This is a genomic window from Hyphomicrobium sp., assembly GCF_036262015.1.
Lineage (GTDB): Bacteria > Pseudomonadota > Alphaproteobacteria > Rhizobiales > Hyphomicrobiaceae > Hyphomicrobium_C.
Genome location: NZ_DATAJR010000008.1, coordinates 1,192,442 through 1,209,530, shown reverse-complemented (window position 1 = coordinate 1,209,530; position 17,089 = coordinate 1,192,442). Strand labels below are relative to the sequence as shown.

The following is a 17,089-nucleotide window of genomic DNA, read 5'->3' as shown; positions in this document are numbered from 1 at the left end:
ACGGGACCGGCGTCGCGCCAGCCCCGTTCGAGTCATTCCAAAACCTACGAAGACGCAGCCCGGTACGAGACACAGGACGGGCCGCGCCTTCAATTCTATTTGATGGCGACCGGATACATTTCAGCCGGGCGATCCAGGCGATAACGGGCGCTGAACAGCAGGTCGTGCGAAACGATATCGCGGATCTCGAGGCCGCCGTTCGTAAACGCGCCGTCGTAGGATGTCGTTGCCCCGGTCTCGACGGTGCCGAGGTCGGTATAGCGATACCCGAGATCGACCGTGAACTGCGGTGTCACGTCGTAGCTCAAGCCGGCATAGAGTGCCCAGGCGAAGTTGGTCTGCCCTTTGTCGGCATTGCCGTACCACACGCTGTTGGCTGGAACGTTCACGTCCTTGTAGCCTTGCACATCGATGTAGGCCAAGCCGATACCGCCGCCGACATACGGCGTGACCCCGTGCCAGGTGCCGAGATCGATATAGGCGTTGAAGAGGCCGAGCCAGCTTTCGAGATCGGCCGTGTGCTCGTTGGTGCCGCAGATCGTGGGATCGCCGTTGCAAACACCGTGACGGTAGGAATCCTGCGCGATGAAGAGCTGCTTGCCGCGGTATTCACCGGTTACGTCGAAGCGCAGCCACCGGCTGTGCTCGATACCGATACCGAACCCGTAGAGCGCCGTGCTCTTGATGTCCTCGTGATGGACCGTAAAGCCGTCATGACCCGGGCCATCGTCCACGCCGCGGATCGAACCCACTTCCGGGTTCTTCATGCCGATGGTGCCCTTGAGATACCACGCGCGGCCCGAAGGCGGAGGAGGCGGAATGTCTTTGATGCTGCCGTATCCGAGGTCAGCAGCCTGAACAGGCGCGAAGGATACGGAAAGAATCGCGGCGGCCGCTGCGCCCAGGAGGACGCAGACGCGTGAGGTTCTCATGACTGTCCCTTTCAATGTGTCCCGAACGCTGCGGCGGGACGTGCGTAGACGCAGCACTAACTGAAGGGAAATCTGTCCGAGAACGTTTAATATACACTTAAATCCTGTATCGGAACGAAGCGCACGAGCGCACGCACCACATGGAAGGCGACACAGGCGCCACACATGTATCGATGCGGTGATCGAGTCCGTTAAGGAAGGATTTATGCGGCTTGCGCGGCGGCCTTCACGGCTTCGACGATATCGCCCACCACCGTATTGACGAGCGTCTCGTCGTCACCCTCCGCCATCACGCGGATGACAGGTTCGGTCCCGGACGGCCTAATGACAAGACGGCCCGTATCGCCGAGACGTTGCTTCGCCCCTTCGATCGCCTTGCGCACGCGATTGTCGTCAAGCGGCTTGCCGTTCGCATACCGTACATTCTGCAGCACCTGCGGCAGAGGCGTGAAGCGCGCGCACACTTCCGACACCGGACGCCCGGTTGCCACAACGCAAGCCAGCACCTGCAGCGCAGAGACGAGGCCGTCGCCCGTCGTTGTGAAGTCGGACAACACGATGTGGCCCGACTGCTCACCGCCGAGATTGTATCCGTGACGGCGCATATACTCGACGACATACCGGTCGCCGACCGGCGTACGCGCGAGCGAAAGCCCATGCGCCTTAAGATAGCGTTCGAGACCGAGATTGCTCATCACGGTCGCGACGATACCGCCAGCGCTAAGCTTTCCGCGCCGGTGCCAGCTCTCGGCGATCACCGCCATGAGCTGGTCGCCGTCTACGATGGAGCCCTTCTCGTCGACGATCACAACGCGATCCGCGTCGCCATCGAGCGCAATGCCGATATCCGCCCGGATCTCACGCACTTTCTCGATAAGCGCTTCAGGCGCCGTGGATCCGCACTTGTGGTTGATGTTGCGACCATTCGGATCGACACCGATCGGAATGACTTCCGCGCCAAGTTCCCAAAGCGCCTCGGGCGCCACCTTATAGGCGGCGCCGTGCGCGCAATCGATAACGATCCTCAATCCATTGAGCTTGAGGTTCTTTGGAAGCGTCCGCTTCGCGAACTCGATGTAGCGTTCCTGCGCGCTGTCGACTCGCGTGGCCCGCCCGATCTTATCGGCGGACACGAGGAGCTGTTCGCTCGGACCCTCGATCAACTGTTCGATTTCCTGCTCCACTTGGTCCGAGAGCTTGTACCCATCGGGATCGAAGAGCTTGATGCCGTTGTCGTCGTAGCGATTGTGAGAGGCCGAAATCATGACGCCGAGATCGGCGCGCAAACTGCGGGTCAGCATGGCGACGGCGGGAGTGGGCATGGGGCCGAGCAGAAACACGTCCATACCCACCGCTGTGAAGCCGGACATCAATGCCGCCTCGAGCATGTAGCCCGACAGCCGCGTGTCCTTGCCGATCACCACCCGGTGCCGATGCGTGCCGCTTTGAAAGAGCTTGCCCGCGGCCATACCGACCTTGAGCGCAACCTCGGACGTCATCGGGTGCCTGTTGGCGAGGCCACGAATGCCGTCGGTCCCGAAATAGCGGCGTGTCATGTGTTCCCTCATCGGAAGGACGACCTTGGCGATTTTAGGCTGCTTACCAACCCGCGCCAAGGCATGTTGTCGGGCGAACTCGGCCAGTCTGTGCCACAGTCAACACCCGCCCCTGAAGCGTCAGAAATGCCCTAACCAGGGTACCAAGGCCAAGCGTAATCGCGACAATGATCACATAAAAAAGGAGGTCAGCAGAGCGCCGTCTCCGAGCCAGCCTGCGCCGCCTCCCACACGGCCACGGCCTGCCGCGTCTCGGCGACGTCGTGCACGCGAACGATCTGCACCCCCTGTGCAATCGAGTGCAGCGCAGCCGCGATCGAGCCGGGAACGCGCTCTTGAGGCGCCTCCAAGTTGCAGAGTTGGCCAATTAGCTTCTTGCGGCTGGCCCCCAGGAGCACCGGAACGCCAAGGCCATGATACAGGCTCATGGCGCTCAACACGGCTACGTTATGATGCAGATGCTTTCCGAAACCGATTCCCGGGTCCGCAATCAGCCGCGACTTGGGAATCCCGGCTGCCACGCAAGCGCGGACCCGCTGTTCGAGAAAATCGAACACATCGAGCACCACATCGCTGTACTGCGGGTTGTCGTTCATCGTCTTCGGGTCGCCCTGGGCATGCATGAGCATGACCGGCAGCCCGCTCTCGGCCGCGACTTCAAGTGCAAGGGGATCATGCGTCAGGGCCGAAACGTCGTTGAGAATGTCCGCACCGGCCTGTGCGGCACGGCGCATTACTTCGGCTTTCCGCGTATCGATTGAGATCAGTTTGTCGGTCTTTGCCCGGAGCCCCTCGATGACGGGAATGACTCGCCGCAGCTCGTCGTCGACCGCAACAGTGTCGGAACCCGGCCGCGTCGACTCCCCTCCGACATCGAGAATATCGGCGCCCTGTTCCGCAAGCTTGAGGCCATGAGCCACCGCCGCAGTGACGGAGTCGTACTGGCCGCCGTCGGAAAAGCTGTCAGGCGTGACGTTGACGATGCCCATGATGCGCGGCCGGTCGAGCGAAAGTCCGGCGAGGCGGGGCCGCGGGCTTCGGATCTGTTCCAGCAGATCCGAGGCAACCAAAGTATTGCGTCCCCAGTCGCGCTCGAAAAGGTCGCCAAGCCCGATCGTGCGCCGAAGAGTGCCGCGCGAACTGCGCTCCAGAACTTCGAGCGCCGAGAATGCCAAGGGACCGCCGGCAAGAGGCAAGCCGCCCCAGACCCCCTGCGGCACGTCTTCTGTCGCAGCGTCCTGCCGGAACGCATAGACGCCGAGCGGTCGAATATAGAGCGAACGTTGCATTGAGCCTATTTTCCCAAGCGCCTTTGCCTCGGCGCCCATCAAAGCAGAACGGCCGCGAGATCAGCGCGGCCGTTCAGAACTTACGCGAAGCCTTTGAAGCCCATCAAGCCTGCGGTTGAGGCTCCATGCCGCCCGTACCCGGCTCCTCGCGCGGACGCGTACGTCCTGCAGTCGGAACAGCCGGCCCGGCCGAGCCCTTGGAACCATCATCGTCACGGCGCACGATCTTGTCGCCGCGCATGATGGTCGCAACTTCCTCGCCGGAGATCGTCTCGAAGTCGAGCAGGGCCTTGGCGACGGCATGCAGCTTGTCGATGTTGTCCGTCAGGAGCTTCCTGGCCTTCTCCTCACCCGTATGAATGAGATTGCGGATCTCCTCGTCGATGAGCTTCGCCGTCTCGTCGGAAATGTTCTTGGTCTGGGTGACGGAATGGCCGAGGAACACTTCCTGCTCGTTGCCGTTGTAGCGCACGCGCCCGAGCTTGTCGGACATGCCCCACTCCATGATCATCGCACGCGCGAGCTGCGTCGCCATCTGGATGTCGCCGGTCGCGCCGTTGGTCACGTTGTCGGGACCACCGAGAAGGATCTCAGCCTCGCGTCCGCCGAACAGCACCGCGAGACGGGCCTCGCACCACTGCCGCGTACGGCTGTAGCGATCGCCTTCCGGCAGGTTCATGGTTACGCCGAGCGCGCGTCCGCGCGGAATGATCGTCACCTTGTGCAGAGGATCGTACGGCACCAACAGACCCACTATGGCGTGACCCGCCTCGTGATAGGCCGTGTTGCGCTTCTCTTCCTCGCTCATCACCATGGACCGCCGCTCGGCGCCCATCATGACCTTGTCCTTGGCGTCCTCGAACTCCGCTTGAGTGACGAGCCGCTTGTTGCGGCGCGCTGCAAGCAGGGCTGCCTCGTTGACGAGGTTGGCAAGATCGGCACCCGAGAAGCCGGGCGTACCACGCGCGATCGTCTTCGGATCGACGTCCGGCGCGATCGGGCTCTTGCGCATATGAACCTTGAGGATCTTCTCGCGGCCGACGATGTCGGGGTTCGGCACAACGATCTGCCGGTCGAAGCGGCCGGGACGCAGCAACGCAGGATCGAGCACGTCCGGCCGGTTGGTGGCCGCGATGATGATGATGCCTTCGTTGGCCTCGAAGCCGTCCATCTCGACGAGCAGCTGGTTGAGCGTCTGCTCGCGCTCGTCGTTGCCGCCGCCGAGACCGGCGCCGCGATGACGGCCGACCGCGTCGATTTCGTCGATGAAGATGATGCAGGGCGCGTTCTTCTTCGCCTGCTCGAACATGTCGCGCACACGGCTCGCGCCGACGCCGACGAACATCTCGACGAAATCCGAGCCCGAGATCGTGAAGAACGGCACGTTGGCTTCACCGGCCACCGCGCGTGCAATCAGCGTCTTACCGGTACCCGGCGGGCCAACCAGAAGCGCGCCGCGCGGAATGCGTCCGCCGAGCCGCTGGAACTTCTGCGGGTCGCGCAGGAACTCGACGATCTCCTCAAGGTCGGATTTAGCCTCGTCCACACCGGCGACATCCTCGAACGTCACGCGGCCCTGCCGCTCGGTGAGAAGCTTTGCGCGGCTCTTGCCGAAGCCCATGGCCCGGCCCGAACCGGACTGCATCTGGCGCATGAAGAATACCCACACCGCGATCAGAAGCAGCATGGGGAACCAGTTGAGAATGACGGACAGGATCGAGGGCACGTCCTCATCGGACGGCCGCGCCTTGAACTTCACATCCTTCGCCTTGAGACGCTCGACCAGGCCGGGATCGGCGGGAGCGTAGCTCGTGAACGGGGTCGAATTCTCCCGCATCGTTCCGTAGATGCGATTGCCGGCCAGCGTCACCTCCGACACCGTGCCCGCATCGACCGCACTGAGGAAATCCGAATAGCTGATCTCGCTGCCGCGCCGGCCCTGTGTCGGGTTGTTGAACAGGTTGAAGAGCGCTGCCAGCAGCACGAAAACCGCTACCCAGATCGCAAGCTTCTGAAAGTTCGGATTCATTTGTTTTCCCGAGAAGTCCGGCGCGAGGCATAGGGCCGGCACGATCCGCGTCTAACTAGGCCAGTAAGATAGGTGCCACACCCGTGTTTGCCAAGTTTAATGGCCCATTTGCTACAGGGTGACGGCGCCGCATCGTTCCTCATTGGTGAACAGTGAGTCTCGGGCGTTTTTAGGGGCCCAGACCCTGCGAAAACTACCTCGGTAAGCGATCCAGGCCCAGGAAAACCGCGCTGAAGCGGTCATCGAACGCCGAACCCCCGGACAGGGCGGGAGCCGCCAGCAGCCGCTGGCCCGCCCAGATCGACGGCAGCCCCGCAGCGGCTAGCGCCGGAGGACGGGCATTGCTCGGCAAACTACCGCGCAAGGTTGCATACGCTGAGAGACCAAGCGGCCGCACTGAGACCACCGGCGGAAGCGGATCTTCGCCCCCCTCGCTGGCATCATACCGCACCCGAAAGCGCCAATCCCAAAGGGCCTCTTGGCCGGGCCCGAGCGGAAACTCCGGTAAGTCATGATGTCCAGGCTCCCGGTAGAGCCGCAAAGTTGTCCGGCCCTGCGAGACGATGCAACCGCCGAGCGTTTGGGCCATCGGCCGACCGTTCGCCATCGCCGCCTCCAAGGCTTCGACCTGGGAGAGTTGCGCCGGCTTGGCACCGCCACCGAAGGCGCCGAGCAGCCGTGCCAGGAGACGCACGCGAATCTCTGCAGGCTCCCGCTCCCACGCCCCACGACTAAGCGATGCAAACACTCCGTTGTGCAGATCGACCAAGCTCGCGAGCCGATCATCCGTTAGCTTCTCCAGAGCGTCCCTCGCCCGCGTCAGACGCGCCGCACTCAAGGCGAGCTTCTCGTTGGAGAGCCCCAGCGCCGCCATGTGTGCCTGCGCTGCCCGCAGTCGGACACGTTCGAAATCGGTCCGTTCGTTGGAGGGATCGTCGAGCCAAGCGCACGCCGCTTGGGTCAATGTGGCTTTGAGTGATTCCTTCGAGACCCCAAGCAGCGGACGTACGAGCTGAACCGAGCCATCAGGAAGGAGCGGACGCCCCACTGCCATGCCCGAGAGTCCGTCCAGACCGCTGCCCCGCCCGAGCCGCATCAGAACCGTCTCAGCCTGATCGTCGGATGTGTGGGCCGTGACGATAGCGGCGGGAGCACTCTTTCTCGCGTGCGCCACCAGCAGTGCGTAGCGCGCCTCGCGCGCCTGCGCTTGAATTCCGGTGTCCGGCTTCGCGCCGCTCCAGACGAGCGTGGTATGCGTGAATCCCAGCTCCTTCGCGCGCTCAGCGACCCAGTCCGCTTCGCGGCTCGATCCGAGCCGAAGACCGTGATCGACGGTCGCCACATCGAACGAGAGTCCGCCCGGCGCACGTCCCAATCGAGCCCAACGCGCGACCAAGTGCATGAGCGCCATGCTGTCCGGGCCGCCAGAGACCGCGAGCACAATACGATTGAACGCCGTCAACGGCGCGAACAGCTGATCGAGATCACCATCCTGGACAGCTTGGTCGTTCAAAGGCTCTCCTGTCGGCGTCGCGCACCCTCAAAGACGCCCCGCTTCGCGAGGTTCTCAGCGCCCCATGCGCGCCGCGGCACGCCTCACGGACAACCGATCCTCTGCCGCTCGCTGTCGGCCTTCGCCTTAAGCTGAGCGGGTGCGCTCGGAAACTTGGACGCCACGCCCCTGAGAGCCGTGCAGGCATCCTGCCTCTTGCCGAGCTGGGCGAGCGACATGCCGCGCTTCAGTTGTGCATCGGCAGCCTTGCCGCTTGAACTGTAAGCCGTCGTGACAAGGTCAAACGCTTCCGCAGCGTCCGCATAGTTGCGCTGCACGTATTGCGTTTCGCCAAGCCAGTAGAGTGCATTCGGCGCCAGCGGGTCTTGCGGATAGGACTTCAGAAACTCTCGGAAGCCGGTCTGGGCCGAGCCGTAGTCCTGCTGCAACAGATGCCCGTAGGCCGTCTCGTAGAGCTGCTTCGGATTTCCACTTGCTGCCGGGTCGGCCGCAGCGAACTGAGTACCCCCGCCGCCACCAACCGACGGCAGCGTCTCAGATCCATAGGTCGAAGGCGGCGCCGGCGGTGCCTGCGTCGGAGCGCGAGCCTGCGGTGCCGGGCCTTGCGGTGCATATGCGCCGTTCGGATCAGCGAGCGCGCCGATCGGATCGGCATTATCGGATGTCACCGTCGTCGAGCCAAAACGGCTCGTCTGCGGTGCCGTGTCGGCGAAATTGTTTTGCTGCACCGGAGGAGCAGCATCCGAGCGGCGTTGTCCCTGCGCGCGCACTTCGCTCGCAAGCTGCTCGACTTGCGCGGTCAGCGCACGAATTTGCGTTTCCATGCTGTCGAGGCGCGCGCGATCGCCCGTTCCAACACCACCGCCGCCTCCTTCGGAACGAGCGGGCGCGGATACGGGCCCACCAGTGCGAGCCAACGACTCGAGCGTACCGATGACCACCTGTAGATCGACGAGCTGCCCCTCGAGCTGCTCCACCCGTTCGCGCAATCCGGCGTCTCCGCCGCCGCCACCCGACGGTGACGCGGCCTTCTGCTGCGGCTTGGCCTGGGCGCCCTTCACGGCCGGCAACTGCTCGCTCTCGACACCCTGTCCGAATGCGCCAACCGCGCTCAACCCCACGGCAAGCGCAGCACTCGCGATGACACCGAAGAAGCCCCGTGCGGATACGGGCCTGGACGATTGCATGGGCGAAACGCCCTCCTTAACTGTGTGCTTTGACCCATGCCTGGACGAAGCACGAACAATCAGAAACCTAGTTGACTTCAGCCAGCATAAGCTCGGCACCTTGCGAAAGCCACCCAGCGGCATAGAAGCACGTCTGCCGAAGTCCATACTGCATGCGCGGCCTGGTGTCTGTCGCTCGCCTGTTGTTGTCAACTTGAACGGCCGCGATCAACCCTACTACTGGCTCGGCAGCGCGCCATTCCCCGCATCCAGACCGGCGTCCGCGGCCCGGCGCTGCGGTTTGATTTCCGACAGGATTGACCCTTCCAGAAGGATGGTCACGACGCGCCGGTTTTGCGCCAGACATTCCGGCGCTGGACAATCGGACACGCGATCCTCGCGGCCGCGCCCATAGGCAACGATACGTGCCGGCTCGACACCCTCGGCGATCAGACGATCGCGCACGACCGCGGCGCGAGCTTCCGAAAGCCGTACCGTTTCATCGCCCGGAAGCGATCCATCGTCCGCATGACCTTCAACTGCAGCGGAAAGCGCAGGATGTTGCCGAAGAAACCGAGCCTGCTGCTGAATTACGCCGCGGGCCCGCACACCAAGATCCGCGCTACCCGCGCTGAAGAAAACCCGGTCACCCGCGTCCGAAAGGAACTGGCCATCGATGACCGACGAAACGCGAGCGCGCTGCAGGGCCGCGCTCGAGAGCACCGGCGACAAATTGAGCGACGCGGCTTTTGCGACCACCGGCTTGCCATCGCTCCACTGCCCCGCATTGACTGGCGCACTGGTGGACGGGGTGACAGCGCCTGTCTCGACGGTTCGATAGATACGGCCCAGATGCTGGCGCGCCTCACCAGCGCGCGGACTACTCGGTGACTCGGCAATCAGTCGCTCGAACAGGCGCTGTGCGTCGGTCGTGCGCCCTTTGTCGAGCGCCTCCATGGCATCGCCGTAAAGCTTTTCGGACGAGTCGTTCGGAGCAGCTTTCTCCCAGCCTTGGAAGAACCAGCGTCCGCTCCCGTCGCTCGGGTTATCCCGCCGCCCCGTCTGCACTCCGGCGGGCGGTTCAACGACGGAAAAACCATCCGGAGAGCTACCCAGATTAAAAGTGCCGATCGGCACTTCACTGGGAGGTGAGCCCGCTTCTTGTCCATGGGATGCGAGCGGCATCACCACTAGACCGGCAGCTGCGACAAGGAACATCGACGTCACGCGAACTGTACGGCCTGCTGTCACGTACCGCGACGCACATCCCGCGCTCATGGAGGACACCTCACCTCACGTAGCGGCAACCGAAGGCAACCGCTGATAGTTGCAGGCAAAGCTGTGCACCCGCATTGCGGCCAAACTTTGCCGCATGCCGGGCCATCGCCCGGCAAAAAACCAATTTAAATGAAGGATTTCCGAGCGTGAGGTATTTTGATCAAGGCCGCGCGCTGAGCACGCGGCCTACACCTCACGAGGCCACGCGGTTGTTGAGCACCGTCTGTGCGCGGCGGTTCTGCGACCAGCACGAAATGTCGTTACACACGGCAACCGGACGCTCCTTGCCGTAGGAGATCGTGCGGATACGATTCGCCGCCACGCCATTCTGCGCCAGGAAGTTGCGTACTGAGGTCGCACGGCGTGCACCGAGAGCAATGTTGTACTCACGCGTGCCGCGCTCGTCCGCATGGCCCTCGACGGTGATCGTGAACTGAGAATACTGGCGCAGCCACTGAGCCTGCTTCTGCAGGATGGCTTGGGCTTCAGGCGTCAGGTCCGTGCTGTCGGACGAGAAGTAGACGAGATCGCCCACGTTCACGCTGAAATCGCGCTGCGTGCCCGGCGTGATCGGACCTTTTCCGTCCGGCCCGAGCTGCGAGTTGGGGTCGTTCTGGTTATTGGCGCAACCGACGAGTGCCGCTGCTGACATCAGAAGCAACAAAGCGCAGGCAAAGCGTGAGGCCCGAGAAACAGGCGCCATAAAGTTCATCCTTTCGCCGACTCGACGGCGGCCACTCCCGCGCACCGGAGCCAAAGTATTCCCCTAAAACGACCCAGATAACCGAGCCGAAGTACGAAAATGTGGCCACTTACCGCGTTCGACTGAGATCCGCGAAAAGTGCCCGCACACCCGCTTTGCCGTGCAGCCTGAGCGCTTCCTGAAGCCGCCACCCGCCTCTGCCGGGCTTAAAGAGCGACCTGCATGCGGATGGCACGGACGGAATACCGTCACGGAAATTGCCGCCTAAGTGGTCGATCCCTGAGACGCTTTTTTGCAAAATGAGCGATCTAACGCAATGCGGCAAGCTGCGTTTGTGAAACGCACAAAATCGGCTGGGGAAACCCGCCCAGTGTGTCAAAAAATTCGGAATGACCTGGACCACGATCGCTTCGGACCCTAGTCGCCCCGATCGTCGCGCCTCCTATCAGGCGCAACGTGAAACGGCGGCGCAGGGAAAGTCCGAAGCGTGAATCATCGGTCTCATCAAAGGCCTAGAACGCAATTTTGATTCAATCAAAATTAATGACGCTCTAGCGAGCGTTGAATGGAATCGCCAGCAACGCGATTGCTCAAAAAAAAAGAACTGTCGTAGCGCATGCTACGACAGCTCTTTGATTTCCAAGCGTGCACGGGCATTACGCCCGTGCCAGCTTTGAATTCGCTTAGCGAACGTCGGCGACAGCCGGAACGTCTGCGCCGAGCTTGAGCGGAGCAGCCTCTTCACGACGGCAAGCGCCGAGAGCGACAGCAACGATAGCAGCGGCAAGAACGATAGCGCCCTTCATGGTAGTATCTCCTGTTGTGTCCCAAAAAATATTTCGGACGTTAGCGAGCCACTTCCGTGGCAGTCGGAACCTCGGCGCCGAGTTTCAACGGTGCCGCTTCTTCACGACGGCAAGCGCCGAGAGCAACAGCGACAACGGCAGCCGAGAGAACGATCAGCCCCTTCACACCCTGCATGGTCTTATCTCCTGATGCTTGTTCGGCAACGAGCCGAATATTTGGGTACCGGCACGGCATGATTTGATCAAGAACTGAGGGTCAAGCAGCACTGTTTTCCCCCCTCGTTGATGCGAAAATGCCACTCCGTTGTCGACGCCCCACGAACCTCTGAAGGACCAAAGGATGGTGTTCGGAACTTGCTGATTTACAAGACAAAACCGCCCCATCACGACGCAAAGGCGGGAGATGCAATCCTAAGGCTTGTGCCGTTAAAATCAGGTTAAGCGTCGTCTCAGTTCAGGAGCGGAGACCACGCCGGATCCGACCCATAGGACGGCGTGTTCACGACTCGCTCGTTGTAGCCCGTGAGGTCCACGGAGTAGATTCGCGGACCACTGTTCTCTCCCTGGCTCTCGCGGAAGAACATGAGCACGCGGCCGTTCGGCGCCCAAGTGGGCCCCTCATTGTGATAGCCCTCGGTCAGAACACGCTCGCCGGACCCGTCAGGCCGCATGACACCAATCAGGAATCGGCCGGCGAGTTGCTTCGTAAAGGCGATGTAGTCCCCGCGAGGCGACCAGACCGGCGTCGAATAGCGTCCGTCTCCCAAGCTGATGCGCCGGGCGTTCGATCCGTCCGCGTTCATGACATAAAGCTGCTGCGTACCCTCCCGGTCCGATTCGAACACGATCTGGCGGCCGTCGGGCGCGAAGCTGGGGCTGGTGTCGAGCGCACCCGAGTTCGTAAGCTGGCGTGACTGCCGGGTCCGCAGATCCATCACGTGGATATTGGAATCACTCCCGCTCTGAAGGCTCATGATCACGCTCTGCCCATCGGGTGAGAAGCGCGGCGCGAACGTCATGCCCGGAAACTCGCCCACGGCCTCCGCCTTCCCATTCTGCAGGTTCATGAGGAAGACTTCCGGCTGATCTTTCGTATAGGCCATGTAGGCGATCTCGCTCGCAACCGGATTGAACCGCGGTGTCAGCACGAGCTGCTGGCCTTGCGTCAGCAACCGCACGTTGGCGCCATCCTGGTCCATGATCGCGAGACGCTTCACGCGCTTCGCCTTTGTCCCCGTCTCGTCGACGAACACGACGCGCGTGTCGAAGTAGCCCTTCTCGCCCGTGAGGCGTTCATAAACCTGATCGGCCACGAGATGTCCGACTCGCCGCCAGTTCTGTGCGCTAGTTGTGAAGCGTTGTCCGGCAAGCTGCTTGCCGGCTGTCACATCCCACAGTCTGAATTCGGAGGTCAGCTTCCCATCGGCGCCCCGCACGACACGCCCCACGGCCAGCGCTTCGGCACCGACCTGGCGCCAGTCAGGAAAACGCGGCAACGCGTTGACGTCTCGAATGTCCTCCAGGAACGACGCGGGGTCGAGCGGCTGGAACAGGCCCGAACGCTCGAGATCTGCCATCACAACCTGAGCGACGTCTGCAGCGAGCTTCGGATCGTCGCCCGTGAACACCGGAATAGCGATCGGAATCGGCGCCACAGTGCCCTGCCGCTGCGTGCCGCGAAGACCGCCTTCACCCGTGAAGTTGTTGCCGCCGCTCATGCCGGGGCCGCCCCCAGGGCCAGCCGCACCGCCGCCGCGGAAACCGCCCTCTCCGCCCCCGCCACTCGGCGGCGGAACGTCGTAGCCTTGCTGGCGCAATTGATCGCCGAAGCCCCCGCCGCCACCACCACCGCCCGCCGGTGGGCGGTAGGCGTCATCCACCTGAGCAAATACGGGCTGCGCAACGAACGTCATCGCCGTGATCACAAGCGCAGCGAAAGGAAGGGACATCAAACGCATCTGGCGGTTCCGGATGGCAAAGAAAGGGGAGCGGCGGTCGGTCATGGTCCTCTTCTTCGGTGCTAATCGTGGCGCCAGAGTGCTTTCCGAGACCGGATAAGCAAAAAACATCCTAAGACGCTACGCTTACAGCATTTCGCGCGGATCGAAATCCCACGTGATCAACTTCCAGGCCCAGTACTTGTCGGGCGGCAGATTGAACGGCGAGCAGGCCTTGACGGCGCGGAGCGCCGCCTCGGCCGCAATCTGGAACACGGGGCCCGACTGCGGAGCCTCTATTACGGGTTCGCCGTCAAGCGAGCCGTCCGGATGCATTCGCCAGCGGATCGTCACAACCATTGTTTCGATGCCGCCGCCGCCGCCCGGCAGCTTCCAGCATTGCCGAAGCTGTGCGCTGATCTGCCCGCGAAGTAAATCCTGCTCTCGCACGGAAAGGACCGGCGCATCGCCTTCGCGCGCGCCCGCCGTCGGGCCGGTATAATCCGTGGGATTCTGCGGCTGCGTCGCGGAGTTCGGTGCACCTTTCCGCGTCGGATCCTTGTCCAACAGGGCCGCAAGCCGGTCGGCCTGCTGCTTCTCTTTTTTCTTCTTTTCCTCTTCCTTGCGCTTCTGCTCGGCGAGCTTTTTCTTCTTTTCCTCTTCGAGCTTCTTTTTCTTCTCCTCGGCCTTCTTTTTCTCTTCGGCCTTTTTCTTTTCTTCTTCCGCCTTCTTCTGCTCCTCGAGCTTTTTCTGCTCTTCCGCCTTCTTCGCTTCCTCGGCCTTCTTTTCGTCCTCGATCTTCTTCAGTTCGTCGGGCGTCGGCCCCGGCGGAGGATCGGGCGGAAGCGCCGCGAGCTTGTCCGCGATCGGGTCGGACTTGGGTGGCTCCTGCTTGGGCGGTTCCTGTTTCGGAGGCTCAGGCGGAGGGGCTTCCGCGGCCTTCGTCGGCTCCGGCGGAGTGGGTGGCGTGGGTTCGACGGGGAGTTCGGGTGCCGTGATTGGCTTCGGCTTTTCCGCCTCGACCTTGGAAACTTCAGGTTTCGGCTCATCCTTGGCCTTGGCCTCGAGTTCCTTCGCGGTCTCACTGCCCTTCTTGAGCGCCAAAAGCTCGGACGGCGTGATCAGCGCGACCGTAACCGGCTCCGGCTCCGGCGGCGCCAACGGGGGCGTCGAGGCCATCGCAAGATAGGCCCACAACAGCGCTCCGCCATGCAAGAGGATGGAGAGGGTCAGCCCGAAAGGCACGGCTGGCCCCCGCGATGAGGTTGAGCGTGTGCGGAGACCGGCGCGCGAAGCGTCGCCGGGATCGAGGGCGCGGAGCCGGCGCGGAAAAGCGCCTCATGTCCTCGCAAGTGCTGCATCTGCCTTCGTCCTCGCACGCACATCCGGATTGCCCGAAAGCGCGGATCGGTCTCTCAAGGGGCCTTGGCGGCCCCTTCTTCCACCTCAGTTACGAGCGACACCTTCTTGAACCCTCCGGCGCTGATGCGGCCCATGACGCGCATCACCGTGCCGTAGGTGATCCCTTTGTCGCCGCGCACGAAGATCTGTTCGTCGACACCGTTCTTGGCGATGGCCTTGAGCTTCTCGGCCACCTCGTCGATCGAGACCTTCGTTTCGCCGATGAAAACATCACCGTTGGCCGAAACCGAGATGGTCAGCGGCTCTTTGTTGCTTTCGAGCTGCTTACCTTGCGATTGCGGTAGCTCGATGGGCACACCGACCGTCAACAGCGGTGCGGCGACCATGAAGATGATGAGAAGCACGAGCATCACGTCCACCATCGGTGTGACGTTGATCTCGCTCATGGGGGCCGCTTTGGCGCGCCTACCACGCCGCCGGCCGCCGCTCCCCGCTTTGACGCTCATCCCCATCGAGGTATCAGCTCCTGACGTCGATCTGGCGCGAGACGATCGCGGCGAACTCGTCGGCGAAGGCCTCGAGGCGATGACTGATCTGCGCCGAGTCAGCCGAGAACTTGTTGTAGAAGACAACCGCCGGAATGGCGGCCATGAGGCCGAGCGCCGTTGCGAACAGGGCCTCTGCGATACCGGGTGCCACGACCGCAAGGTTGGTGTTCTTCGAAATGGCGATGGCCTGGAAGCTCGTCATGATGCCCCAGACCGTGCCGAACAGCCCGACGAAGGGGGCGGTGGAACCGACGGTCGCGAGGAACAGGAGACGACGGTCGAGCCGTTCCATCTCGCGGCTGATGGTGACGTCCATCACCTTCTCGACGCGGAGCTGAATGCCGCCAAGCGCGCGGATGTTACCCTCGACAGAGCGCTTCCATTCGCGCATCGCGGCCACGAACAGCGCAGCCATGGTGATCGTGTGCCCACGCGACAGCCCATTGTAGAGCTCGTCGAGCGATTGGCCCGACCAGAACGTCTGCTCGAAGCGGTCCGCCTCGACGCGCGCGCGCCGGAACGCGATCAGCTTCTCGATGATGATCGCCCACGACCAGATGGACGCGAGACCGAGACCGACCATCACGAACTGGACGGTCGGCGAGGCTTGCATGAAGAGTTCGATGAAGGACACACCATGCGCCTGAGGCGCAAGGGTGGTTTGCGTCACGTCTGCCGGATTCATTGCGTCAACCGTCTTTCGAGGCTTAAACCGTGATTGCGCCGGACCCTACTCATCCGGAGCGAGTATCATCGGTCTCATACATGACCTGAGGTCGGGCGGCCGAGTGCCCCGTGAAGATATCGGTGTCGAATCGGCAATCCGCCCCCTGGCGGCCGCAAACGTGCACTGACGCGCACGGACCATCAAGAACCTTGTTGCCGCGCAATATGACCAAACAAGGGCCATGTTGTCATGGTCTCTGGCCGGTCCTCCACAGCGGCGATTTTCTACACAGTCCGTGGACCGTAAAGGATCAAGATCGCGCCGAACACGCACACCACGCCACCCGCCACGTCCCAGCGATCCGGCCGCGTTCCTTCGAACACCCAAAGCCACAGCAGCGACGCCACGATGTAGATCCCGCCGTAAGCCGCATAGGCGCGGCCGGCGTGGTCGCTGTCGATCCGGGTCAGAAGCCAGGCAAAGGCAATAAGCGCGGCCACGCCCGGCCCGAGCCACCACGCGGACGCCCCCTGGCGCGCCCAGGCCCAGAACGCGAAACATCCGGCGATTTCGCACAGCGCGGTCAGCGTGAAGATGGCGATTGTCGTCATGGCGTTTCCTGCGCCGCGCCCTCGAGCAGCCCGCGCCACGCGCCGGTCTTGGCGTCGTAAGCTTGGATCTCGCCCTGCTCCATGTCGTAGAGCCAGCCGTGGATGCCGACTTTTCCTTCCGCCACGCGGTTCGCGACGATCTCATATGTCATGAGGTTGTCGAGCTGGAACAGAATGTGCGCCTTGATGGTCGCGGCAATCCGCTCCTCGTCCGGCACACGCGCAGCGGCCACGAGTTGATGCGCCGGCCGCGTATATTCCACCCAGCGCCCCAGATGAGCCTCCTGGTCCGGGGGGATCGGCTCGGCCAAGGCATGGATACCGCCGCATCCGGAATGTCCACACACGACAATGTCGTCGATGCCGAGATGTCCCAGCGCGTACTCGATCGCAGCTCCGACCGCCTCGTCGTTCGCCCAGGCCGGCGGAACGCAGTTCGCGATGTTCCGCACCTCGAACAGCTCACCGGGATCTGCCTGTGTGATCTGCGACGGCACCACACGGCTGTCACAGCAGCCGATCCACAAAAGCCGCGGCTTTTGCTTCTTTGTCGCGAGGCTTTTGTAGAATGCCTTGTCGCGCTCGAACTCGAGCCGGAACCGCTCGTGCCCTTCCATCGCGTCCTTGATGTCGAGATCGATCCCGCTCGCATCTTTCGCGGTCGTCATGGCGCCCCCCGGCAAATCCCTGCA

General features: G+C 62.7%; 16 protein-coding genes. All 16 read right to left on the bottom strand.

The window, feature by feature from the left end:
• Window positions 1-95 precede the first annotated feature (95 nt).
• The 16 genes from VHO05_RS14275 to VHO05_RS14200 all read right to left on the bottom strand — a co-directional run bounded on the left by VHO05_RS14275 (window position 96) and on the right by VHO05_RS14200 (window position 17,065).
• A complete protein-coding gene (locus tag VHO05_RS14275; protein ID WP_329647249.1) occupies window positions 96-932 on the bottom strand; it encodes an outer membrane protein in 837 nt (278 codons plus the stop codon).
• Between the two features lie 203 nt (window positions 933-1,135).
• Entirely contained in the window at window positions 1,136-2,488 is a 1,353-nt protein-coding gene (gene glmM, locus VHO05_RS14270; protein ID WP_329647248.1) for a phosphoglucosamine mutase, read from the bottom strand.
• Between the two features lie 188 nt (window positions 2,489-2,676).
• Window positions 2,677-3,777 (bottom strand): dihydropteroate synthase, encoded by a 1,101-nt coding sequence (gene folP / locus VHO05_RS14265; RefSeq protein ID WP_329647247.1) that lies wholly within the window; start codon window positions 3,775-3,777, stop codon window positions 2,677-2,679.
• Window positions 3,778-3,880: 103 nt separating this feature from the next.
• Window positions 3,881-5,806, bottom strand: coding sequence for an ATP-dependent zinc metalloprotease FtsH (ftsH, locus tag VHO05_RS14260; protein ID WP_329647246.1), 1,926 nt, complete (start codon window positions 5,804-5,806; stop codon window positions 3,881-3,883).
• 193 nt (window positions 5,807-5,999) lie between these two features.
• A complete protein-coding gene (gene tilS / locus VHO05_RS14255; RefSeq protein WP_329647245.1) occupies window positions 6,000-7,319 on the bottom strand; it encodes a tRNA lysidine(34) synthetase TilS in 1,320 nt (439 codons plus the stop codon).
• A gap of 83 nt (window positions 7,320-7,402) precedes the next feature.
• Entirely contained in the window at window positions 7,403-8,506 is a 1,104-nt protein-coding gene (gene ybgF / locus VHO05_RS14250; protein WP_329647244.1) for a tol-pal system protein YbgF, read from the bottom strand.
• A 216-nt stretch (window positions 8,507-8,722) separates the two neighbouring features.
• Window positions 8,723-9,763, bottom strand: a complete 1,041-nt coding sequence (locus VHO05_RS14245) for an OmpA family protein (RefSeq protein WP_329647243.1) — start codon at window positions 9,761-9,763, stop codon at window positions 8,723-8,725.
• A gap of 193 nt (window positions 9,764-9,956) precedes the next feature.
• Window positions 9,957-10,466 (bottom strand): peptidoglycan-associated lipoprotein Pal, encoded by a 510-nt coding sequence (gene pal / locus VHO05_RS14240; RefSeq protein ID WP_329647242.1) that lies wholly within the window; start codon window positions 10,464-10,466, stop codon window positions 9,957-9,959.
• Between the two features lie 683 nt (window positions 10,467-11,149).
• Window positions 11,150-11,272: a hypothetical protein gene (locus VHO05_RS14235; protein ID WP_291151118.1), complete on the bottom strand. Its 123-nt coding sequence runs from the start codon at window positions 11,270-11,272 to the stop codon at window positions 11,150-11,152.
• A gap of 40 nt (window positions 11,273-11,312) precedes the next feature.
• On the bottom strand, window positions 11,313-11,447 hold the full coding sequence (locus tag VHO05_RS14230; protein ID WP_280173052.1) for a hypothetical protein: 135 nt from the start codon (window positions 11,445-11,447) through the stop codon (window positions 11,313-11,315).
• Window positions 11,448-11,721: 274 nt separating this feature from the next.
• Window positions 11,722-12,990 (bottom strand): Tol-Pal system beta propeller repeat protein TolB, encoded by a 1,269-nt coding sequence (tolB, locus tag VHO05_RS14225; RefSeq protein ID WP_414653780.1) that lies wholly within the window; start codon window positions 12,988-12,990, stop codon window positions 11,722-11,724.
• Between the two features lie 366 nt (window positions 12,991-13,356).
• Window positions 13,357-14,454: a cell envelope integrity protein TolA gene (tolA, locus tag VHO05_RS14220; RefSeq protein ID WP_329647241.1), complete on the bottom strand. Its 1,098-nt coding sequence runs from the start codon at window positions 14,452-14,454 to the stop codon at window positions 13,357-13,359.
• Window positions 14,455-14,624: 170 nt separating this feature from the next.
• The gene (gene tolR, locus VHO05_RS14215; protein WP_329647240.1) at window positions 14,625-15,083 is read right to left on the bottom strand and encodes a protein TolR; all 459 of its coding nucleotides are present in this window, start codon (window positions 15,081-15,083) and stop codon (window positions 14,625-14,627) included.
• Between the two features lie 7 nt (window positions 15,084-15,090).
• The gene (gene tolQ, locus VHO05_RS14210; protein WP_329647239.1) at window positions 15,091-15,804 is read right to left on the bottom strand and encodes a protein TolQ; all 714 of its coding nucleotides are present in this window, start codon (window positions 15,802-15,804) and stop codon (window positions 15,091-15,093) included.
• A 266-nt stretch (window positions 15,805-16,070) separates the two neighbouring features.
• Window positions 16,071-16,397, bottom strand: coding sequence for a YnfA family protein (locus VHO05_RS14205; RefSeq protein WP_329647238.1), 327 nt, complete (start codon window positions 16,395-16,397; stop codon window positions 16,071-16,073).
• Window positions 16,394-17,065 (bottom strand): carbonic anhydrase, encoded by a 672-nt coding sequence (locus VHO05_RS14200; protein ID WP_329647237.1) that lies wholly within the window; start codon window positions 17,063-17,065, stop codon window positions 16,394-16,396. The genes VHO05_RS14205 and VHO05_RS14200 overlap by 4 nt, the downstream gene beginning before the upstream one ends.
• Between the last annotated feature and the right edge of the window lie 24 nt (window positions 17,066-17,089).